General features: G+C 67.3%; 7 protein-coding genes and 1 pseudogene. All 8 read right to left on the reverse strand.

Annotation, left to right across the window (positions count from 1 at the left end):
- Positions 1–212: 212 nt before the first annotated feature.
- Complete coding sequence (locus DQP58_RS24870; RefSeq protein WP_112710763.1) at positions 213–3,113, reverse strand: RND family transporter; 2,901 nt, start codon at positions 3,111–3,113, stop codon at positions 213–215.
- Positions 3,110–3,556: an MmpS family transport accessory protein gene (locus tag DQP58_RS24875; protein WP_205869539.1), complete on the reverse strand. Its 447-nt coding sequence runs from the start codon at positions 3,554–3,556 to the stop codon at positions 3,110–3,112. The genes DQP58_RS24870 and DQP58_RS24875 overlap by 4 nt, the downstream gene beginning before the upstream one ends.
- A 165-nt stretch (positions 3,557–3,721) precedes the next feature.
- Positions 3,722–4,330: a TetR/AcrR family transcriptional regulator gene (locus DQP58_RS24880; protein WP_112710769.1), complete on the reverse strand. Its 609-nt coding sequence runs from the start codon at positions 4,328–4,330 to the stop codon at positions 3,722–3,724.
- A gap of 58 nt (positions 4,331–4,388) precedes the next feature.
- On the reverse strand, positions 4,389–5,501 hold the full coding sequence (locus DQP58_RS24885) for a cystathionine gamma-lyase (RefSeq protein WP_112710765.1): 1,113 nt from the start codon (positions 5,499–5,501) through the stop codon (positions 4,389–4,391).
- Between the two features lie 4 nt (positions 5,502–5,505).
- Positions 5,506–7,587, reverse strand: a complete 2,082-nt coding sequence (ligA, locus tag DQP58_RS24890) for an NAD-dependent DNA ligase LigA (RefSeq protein ID WP_112710766.1) — start codon at positions 7,585–7,587, stop codon at positions 5,506–5,508.
- Between the two features lie 43 nt (positions 7,588–7,630).
- Positions 7,631–7,948: an ArsR/SmtB family transcription factor gene (locus tag DQP58_RS24895; protein ID WP_112710767.1), complete on the reverse strand. Its 318-nt coding sequence runs from the start codon at positions 7,946–7,948 to the stop codon at positions 7,631–7,633.
- Positions 7,945–8,427, reverse strand: coding sequence for an SRPBCC family protein (locus DQP58_RS24900; protein WP_112710768.1), 483 nt, complete (start codon positions 8,425–8,427; stop codon positions 7,945–7,947). The genes DQP58_RS24895 and DQP58_RS24900 overlap by 4 nt, the downstream gene beginning before the upstream one ends.
- A gap of 64 nt (positions 8,428–8,491) precedes the next feature.
- Positions 8,492–8,599, reverse strand: a pseudogene (locus tag DQP58_RS27320) (methionine synthase); the annotation flags it as partial.

An 8,599-nucleotide genomic window follows, 5' to 3' on the forward strand; every position in this document is an offset into this window, starting at 1 on the left:
CGATCTCCACGATGCGCCCATCAATCGCATTGCGCTGACCGGTCAACTCCGCCAACTCCTCGAACAACACCTCCAGACGATCCTTGGGGCGCACTTCGACGCAGACTGCAGCCGCGGTCGAAGACATGACGCCATCATCGCAGCCACCACCGACAAGTTCCGGGCTCTCAGCCCGCGGCGGCCACGCAACAGGCCGGCGCGCGGAACCGGGATCAGCGAGCTCCTGATGACATCGCAACCGGGTCGTCGTCCTCCCACAACAGCAGCTGTCGAACCGCCGGGCGTGGGCCGTAGGGCCGCAGCATGGTGCTGGCCGGGCGTGGCCGCACCCGTTGTGGCCACCAGAACCAGCGCCCGAGAAGCCTTGCGACAGATGGCGTCATGAATGACCGCACGATCAGCGTGTCGAACAACAGGCCGAGCCCGATCGTCGTCCCGATCTGGCCGAGAACCTGAAAACCGCTGAACACGAACGCACACATGGTGACGGCGAAGACGATGCCTGCCGAGGTGACCACCGAGCCGGAGCCCGCCATGGCCCGGATGATGCCGGTATTCAGGCCCGCATGAATCTCTTCCTTGAACCGCGAGATCAACAGCAGGTTGTAGTCCGATCCCACCGCCAGCAGCAGGATCACCGCCAGCGCCAGCACAACCCAATACAGCTCGATGCCGAAGATGTACTGCCACACCAAGACCGAGAGCCCGAAGGACGCCCCCAGCGATAGGGCGACGGTGCCCACGATCACCAGGGCGGCGATCAGGCTGCGGGTGATGATCATCATGATGAGCAGGATGAGGCTCAGCGCAGCGAACGCCACGATCATCAGGTCGTATTTGGCGCCGTCCTGGATATCCTTATACGTCGCGGCGGTGCCGCCCAGATAGACCTGCGCGCCGGCCATCGGCGTGCCCTTCAGGGCCTCATGGGCAGCCTTGGCCATCGGGTCGATGTGCGAAATGCCTTCCGGCGTAGCGGGATCGCCTTCATGTGTGACGATCATCCGGACGGCCTTGCCGTCCGGGGACAGGAACAATTTCAGCCCGCGCTTGAAGTCGGGGTTGTCGAACACCTCGGGCGGCAGGTAGAAGGTGTCGTCGTTCTTGGCCGCGTCGAAGGCCCGTCCCAACGCGGTCGCGTTGTCGATCGCGGCCGCGGTCTGCGCGTAAATCCCGGACAGCGTGGCGTAATTCGCCAGCGTCAGATCGCGATTGGTCTGCTGGCTCGCGATCTGTGGCGGTATCAGCGCCGTCAGTTTCGGCTGCAGCGCGTCGAGTTTGTCGAGGGAGGCCGTGAGGTTTTCGAACTTTTCGGTGAGCTGGTCAACACCGTCGAGCGCGTCGAACAGCGACCGGAACGCGAAGCAGACGGGAATGTCGTAACAATGCTTCTCCCAATAGAAATAGCTGCGCACCGGGCGGAAGAAGTCGTCGAAGTTCGCGATCTTGTCGCGCAGGTCCCGGATGGTGACGAGCGTGTCGCGGAAACTTTCGGTCTCCTCGTGGGTGGTGCCGGCGAGTTGTTGTTGCAAAACGTACTGCTGCTTGAGGATGTCGATGGTCTTGCTCAGCTCGTTGGCCTGCTTGAGCGCGTCGTTCGCCCGATCCTGTTGATAGGTCAAGTTTTGCTGTTGCGCCGCACTGGAATTGCTGACCACGAAGGCGAGTGAGCTGTGGACGAGGGGGGTCCCCAGTGGCCGGGTGATGGTCTGCACCTGCGCCACACCCGGAACGTGAAACACCGCCTTGGCCACCTTGTCCAGCACCAGCATGCTCTCCGGGTTGCGCATGTCGTGATCGGTTTCGACCATCAACAATTCGGGCTCCAGACGGGCCCGCGAGAAGTGCTTCTCGGCGGCCGTGTATCCGATGTTGGCCGGCGCGCTGGCCGGCATGTACGGGCGAGTGTCGTAACTGGTCTTGTAGCCGGGCAGGGCGAGCAGTCCCACCAAAGCCAGCGCGCACGCCGCCGCGAGCACCGCACCGGGCCAGCGGACGATGGCCGTGCCGATCCGCCGCCAGCCGCGGGTTCGGATCGCCCGTTTGGGATCGAAGATGCCGACCATGGCGCCCAGGGTGAGCATCGCCGGCCCCAGGGTGAGCGCGGCGAACAGCGCGACCAGAATGCCCAATGCCGCCGGGATACCCAGGCTTTGGAAGTAGGGCAACCGGGTGAAACTCAGACAGGCCACCGCGCCCGCGACGGTGAGCCCCGAACCCAACACGATGTGTGTCGTGCCGTGATACATGGTGTAGAACGCTTTTTCGCGATCCTCGCCCGCGCCGCGCGCCTCCTGGTAGCGACCGACGAAAAATATCGCGTAGTCGGTGCCGGCCGCGATCACCAGCAGCGTGAGCAGATTCGTGGCATACGTCGACAGCCCGATCACGCCGGCATTACCCAGGAACGCGACAAGGCCTCGGGCCGCGGACATTTCGATGAGCACGGTGGCGAGCACCAGCAGCGTGGTGAGCACCGAGCGGTAGACGAAGAACAGCATCAGCGCGATCACCCCGATGGTGATCCCGGTGACCTTTGCGGTGCCCTTGCTGCCAACGTCGAACTGATCGGAGATCAGCGGCGCCGCACCGGTCACATAGGTCTTGACCCCCGGCGGCGGTTTCATGCGCTCGATGATGTCGCGCAGCGCCCCGACACCCTCGTTGGCCAAGGCAGAGCCCTGATTGCCGGCGAGGTTCACCTGAACATAGGCGGCCTTGCCGTCGCTGCTCTGCGATCCTGCCGCGGTCAACGTGTCGCCCCAGTAATCCTGGACGTGCTGGACGTGTTTGCGGTCCTGCTCAATCCTGCGGACCATCTCGTCGTAGAACCGGTGGGCGTCGGCGCCCAGCGGTTTGTCGCCTTCTAGCACGATCATGGCCGAGCTGTCGGTGTTGAACTCTCCGAACTTCTCGCCGATGCGCTTGATCGCCTTGAGCGACGGGGCATCTGGGGAGTTCAGCGCCACGTTGTGAGTCTTGCCCACGTCTTCTAGCTGCGGCACGGCGATGTTGGTGATGGCGGCCAGCGCCACCCAGAACAACAGGATCGGCAGCGCGAGCCGGCGGATGGTGCGCGGCACGAAGGGCCGCGACTGCTCATGGTTTGTCATCCAGATTTATCCAGACAGAAGGTGTAGGCGTCGACTTTGTGGACGGTGCGTTGGTCTTTCACTTCGCCGTTGACGATGATGCGGCAGCCCAGGGTGTCGCCGTTGCCCTGCGCGACAACGTTGCCGATCACCGCGGGCTCGGTGCTGGTGATGGTGAACGACCACGGCAATGGCGCGTCCTTCACCTGCTGGGGCTGGGCGTTGACGTCGAGGTAGTTGATGGTGGCAGTCGCCCCCGGGGCGCCGAACACCTCGAGCACGACCCGCTTGGGGTTGAACGGGACGATCTCGGCCGCCAGCCCGCTGTTGGCCGCGGTGTTGTCGTGCGAGCCGAAGATGCCGTGCAGGCGATAGATCCCGAATCCCGCGAGCGCCACGACCAGCACCGCGACGAGCACCATCCATCCTCGCCTCACCAGGGACGCAATCGAAAAGCCTTTCACCCGTTAGCCTTTCGAAGATCGGGCGGCAAGATCACGCTCAAGCCAACTGCGGCTGCCAACCTCGTGAGCGTGATCGACAGCTATGACAGTACGGTACGGGACCGTACTGTACAAGAGACGCACGCGTACATATTTCCCACGGGCCGGCGCGGGCATGCGGCGCCGTTACCCGGCGCGCTTGGTCAGGCCGGGGATGAGAAACCCGTCGACAAACGCTTGCACGGTGTCACGGGTGGGCGGGCGACCGGGAATGATCGACCGGAAGATGAGGTAGCCGGGCAACAGGTCCCAGAGTTCGTCGGTGATGACATCCTCGGTGATCTCGCCCCGGGCGACGGCCTGACGCAGCACGTGCTGGATCGTCGCCTTGCGCTGGTCGAGGAATTGATGCTGCAGGGCGTCGTTGAGCGCGGGGTGCCGCGACACCTCGACCATCACCGCGCGAATGGTGCCGGCGTGCTGCCCGCACTCCAGGCTGATCGTCTCCCCCAGGCTCAGCAGATCGCCGCGCAGCGAGCCGGTGTTCGGCGGGACCGCCACCTTGCGGACGCCTTCGATGAAGGCCGCCAGTACCAGCTCGGCCTTGGACGGCCAGCGCCGATACACCGTGGCCTTACTGGCCCGCGCGGCGTTGGCCACCGCGTCCACCGTCAGCTGGTCATAGCCGTGTTCCTGCAGTAGCGCCAGGGTCACGGCCAGGATTTCGGCCTCACGCGGCGACCACGGCGATGCGTGCTCGCACCGATCGGCCGTCTGGGTCATAGAGCCCACGATAGAGCCGCTCGGGCGATGCGGACCAATTTCCGCCGAGTCCGGCCCGACGGATGTCGCGTCAGCGCGAGGGCAGCAGCGCGCGTTCGATGTCGGTGAGCAGGTCGTCGGTGTCCTCAATACCCAGTGAGATGCGCGCGAATCCGTCGGGGACCGGGTCGCCCCAGCGCGCCCTGCGGTCCACCGAGGTGTGCAGGCCACCGAAACTGGTGGAGGCGATCAGCAGTTCGCTGCGGTCCACCAGCGCGTGCACCGCGGCCGCATCGGCCAATTCGACCGAGACCAGCGCCCCGAATCGGCGCATCTGGGCCATGGCCACTTGGTGCGCCGGATCGTCGGCCAATCCCGGATAGCGCACCGCCCGCACCGCCGGGTGACGGGCCAGCATGGTCGCCACCGCCCGGGCGTTCTGGCATTGGCGTTCGAAGCGCAATCCCGCAGTTCCCATGCTGCGCAACAGAAGCCACGCCTCGAATCCGCCCAGGATCGCGCCGGCGGACTGCCGGTGGCGCCGCGCCGCGGCGAGCAGCTCGGGGTGATCGGTGGCGACGTATCCGGCCAACAGGTCGCTGTGACCCGACAGGGCCTTGGTGGCGCTGGCCACCACCGCGTCGGCGCCCAGCGACAGCGGCTGCTGCCCCAGGGGCGTGGCGACGGTGTTGTCGACGACCAACCGGGCGCCGCGACCCCGGCAGATGGTGGCCAACCGGTGCAGATCAACGACATCCAACGCCGGATTGGTGGGGGTCTCGGCCAGTACCACGTCGGCCCCCGCGGCGGCGTCATAGATCTGCGTACTCGACGCCTCGATGACGCTCACGCCCGCCGGCGCCAGGTCCTCGCGGGCGTAGCGGCGAACTTCATAGTAGCCGTCGGCGGGTATCACCACCGTCGACCCGGCCGTCGCCAGGGTCCGCAACACCGCGGCGATGGCCGCCATGCCCGAGCCGAACAGCAGCGCACCGGCCGCGCCCTCCAGCCCGGCGAGTGCGGACTCCAGTTGCCGCCAAGTCGGATTGGAGTCGCGGCCGTAGTTGTCCACGGCACCGGACTCGTCGCCGGACAGGTGGTAGGTGGACGCGAGCACCGGCTGCGGGGCCACCGGCTGACCCGGAATCGCTTGAGAATCAACGGCTTTGAGGCTGCGCGTGGAATCACCGTACCGATTGCTCATAGGCTCAGTCCGCGGGGGTTTCGGCCGGACCCTCGGCAAGCAGTGTCCGGAAGCCATCCTCGTCGAGGACGGGCACCCCCAGCTCGATCGCCTTGTCGTACTTGGAACCCGGCGAATCACCGGCCACCACGTAGTCGGTCTTCTTCGACACCGAGCCGGCGGCCTTTCCGCCGCGCGCCAGGATCGCCTCCTTGGCGTCGTCGCGGGAGAAGCCGGCCAGCGACCCGGTGACCACCACCGTCAGCCCCTCCAGCGTGCGCGGCACGCTGGTGTCGCGCTCGTCGGCCATCCGCACGCCGGCCGCCCGCCACTTCTCGACGATCGCGCGGTGCCACTCGACAGTGAACCACTCGGTGAGTGCCGCCGCGATCGTCGGCCCGACGCCCTCCACCGCGGCCAATCGTTCCGTCGATGCCGACATGATCGCGTCCAGGTCGCCGAACTCGGTCGCCAGGGCACGCGCGGCCGTCGGGCCGACATGCCGGATCGACAACGCCACCAGCACCCGCCACAGCGCCACCTTCTTGGCCTTGTCCAGGTTGTCGAGCAGGCGCCTGCCGTTGGCGGACAGGGAACCGGCCTTGGTCCGGAACAGCTCGGTGCGCAGCAGGTCGTCCTCGGTGAGCCCGAACAGGTCGCCCTCGTCGGCGATCACGCCGGCTTTGAGCAGCGCGGTGGCCGCCTCGTAGCCCAGGCCCTCGATGTCGAGCGCGCCGCGCCCGGCGACGTGAAACACCCGCTCGCGCAACTGCGCCGGACAGGACCGGGCGTTGGGGCAGCGGATGTCGGCGTCGCCCTCCTTGGCCGGCGCCAGCGGGGTGCCACACTCCGGACACGCGGTGGGCATGTCGAATTCGCGTTCGGAACCGTCGCGCAGGTCGACGACGGGCCCGAGCACCTCCGGGATCACGTCACCGGCCTTGCGGATCATCACCGTGTCGCCGATCAGCACGCCCTTGCGCTTGACCTCCGCGGCGTTGTGCAGGGTGGCCAACCCCACCGTCGACCCGGCCACCTTCACCGGCGTCATGAACGCGAACGGCGTGACGCGTCCGGTGCGCCCGACGTTGACGCGGATGTCGAGCAGCTTGGTCTGCGCCTCCTGCGGCGGGTACTTGTAGGCGACGGCCCACCGCGGCGCGCGCGAGGTGGTTCCCAGCCGGCGCTGCAGGGCGACGTCATCGACTTTGACGACCACGCCGTCGATTTCGTGCTCAAGCTCGTAGCGGTGTTCACCCCAGTAGGCGATCCGCTCCTCTACGGCGGCGAGGCCGCGCACCCGCGCGGTCTGTGCGGCCACCGGCAGGCCCCAGGCGCTCAGCGCGGCGTAGGCCTCGTGCTGGCTCTTGGGCGCGAACCCCTCGGTGCGGCCGATGCCGTGACAGATCATCCGCAGCTTGCGCCGTGCGGTGACGGCCGGGTTCTTCTGGCGCAGCGACCCGGCCGCGCTGTTGCGCGGGTTGGCGAACGGCGCCTTGCCGTCCTCGACCAGGCTGGCGTTGAGCGCCTCGAAATCGGCGAGCAGAAAGAACACCTCGCCGCGCACCTCGAGCAGGGCGGGGACCGGGAAGTCCGTGCCGGCCGACAGCCGCTCCGGGACGTCGTCGATGGTGCGCGCGTTGAGCGTGACGTCCTCGCCGACCCGGCCGTCGCCCCGGGTGGCGGCCCGCTCCAACCGGCCGTCGCGATACACCAGCGACAAGGCCACCCCGTCGATCTTGAGTTCGCACAGGTAATGCGGTTCCTTGCCGACCTCGTTCTCGACGCGGTTGCTCCAGGCCACCAGCTCGTCGCGATCGAAGACGTCGTCGAGGCTCAGCATCCGCTCCAGGTGCGCCGCCTCGGCGAATTCGGTAGCGAATCCCGCGCCGCCGACCAGCTGGGTCGGCGAATCGGCCACCCGGAGCTCGGGATGCCGCTCCTCGAGCGCCAGGAGTTCGTTGAACATCGCGTCGAAGTCCGCGTCCGAGATGATCGGGGCGTCCTTGATGTAGTAGCGGAACTGGTGTTCGCGGACCGTTTCGGCCAGGTCCTGCCACTGCCGGCGCACCTCGGGCGATACCGAATCAGCTTCTGCTGAGCTCACCTTGGCAGGCTATCCGAGGACACCGACGCAAAACCCGGCGCGCTCAGTCCTGGACGTACGAGCGCAACCGATCCACGGCGGCATCCCACCGGCGGGACAGCTGGCTCAGGTAGTCGCTGGCCGACGCCAGCGGCTCGGTCCGCACCGCCCACACCCGCTCGCGGCCCCGCCGGCTGCTGGTCACCAGCCCGACGGACTCCAGCAGCTGCAGGTGCTTGCTGGCCGCCTGCCGGGTGACCGGTATGACGCTGGTGACCTGCGATGTCGAGCTCGGGCCGTGATCGCAGAGCCGCACGATGATGCGCAGCCGGTTGGGGTCACCGAGCGCGTCGAAGAGCGGCGCGTCGACGGCGACTCTCATACCCGGACGCCCTCGACGTACCGGCGCACCAGCGTGGTCTGGATCGCCCAGCCCTCGCCGTTGGCCTCGAAGGACGGGCCGCGACGTGCCGGTGGGATCGCCTCGAACCCGGACTCGGTGATGGTCAGCAGCACGCCGTCGGGCCGCTCCGCCAGGGTGAACTCGACGAGCGTGGTCGGCTCCTGGTCGTAGTCGATGTCGGGGTCGACGGCGAACGGATGCCAGCGGTAGGCGAACCGGCGCGGCGGCTCGACGGCGACGATCTGCCAGGTGCTGCGGACCCCGGTGTGCGGCTCCTGACGCTTGGCGACCTCGCCGTCGACGGTGGTGGGGGTGATCGCGGCGGTCACCGATGTTCCGGCGACGAACGGCCCGTCGAAGCGCACCCCGAACCAGCGTCCGAACTCCTCGGCGTCGCTGATGGCCCGCCACACCCGGTCAAGCGGCGCGCGCAGCACGACCTGCTTCTCGATCTTCATGTGCAACCTCCTGGTTGCCTATGAGTGCAGCACATCGTGGCCCTAAGCGCAACCAATTGGTTGCCTATCCGATGGCGTCGGGGTCCTCGGCGAACATCTCGGCCGCCTTGCGGGCGAGCTCGATCGCGCTGCGGGCCCACTGCGGGGTGGCGCCGGCCAGACCGCAGGCGGG

The organism is Mycobacterium colombiense (assembly GCF_003284975.1).
In the GTDB taxonomy this organism is placed as follows: Bacteria; Actinomycetota; Actinomycetes; order Mycobacteriales; family Mycobacteriaceae; genus Mycobacterium; species Mycobacterium europaeum_A.

Coding starts and splice junctions, on each gene's coding strand:
- DQP58_RS24870 (WP_112710763.1), bottom strand. CDS start 3,113: ATGACAAACCATGAGCAGTCGCGGCCCTTCGTGCCGCGCACCATCCGC.
- DQP58_RS24885 (WP_112710765.1), bottom strand. CDS start 5,501: ATGAGCAATCGGTACGGTGATTCCACGCGCAGCCTCAAAGCCGTTGAT.
- DQP58_RS24895 (WP_112710767.1), bottom strand. CDS start 7,948: ATGAGAGTCGCCGTCGACGCGCCGCTCTTCGACGCGCTCGGTGACCCC.
- DQP58_RS24900 (WP_112710768.1), bottom strand. CDS start 8,427: ATGAAGATCGAGAAGCAGGTCGTGCTGCGCGCGCCGCTTGACCGGGTG.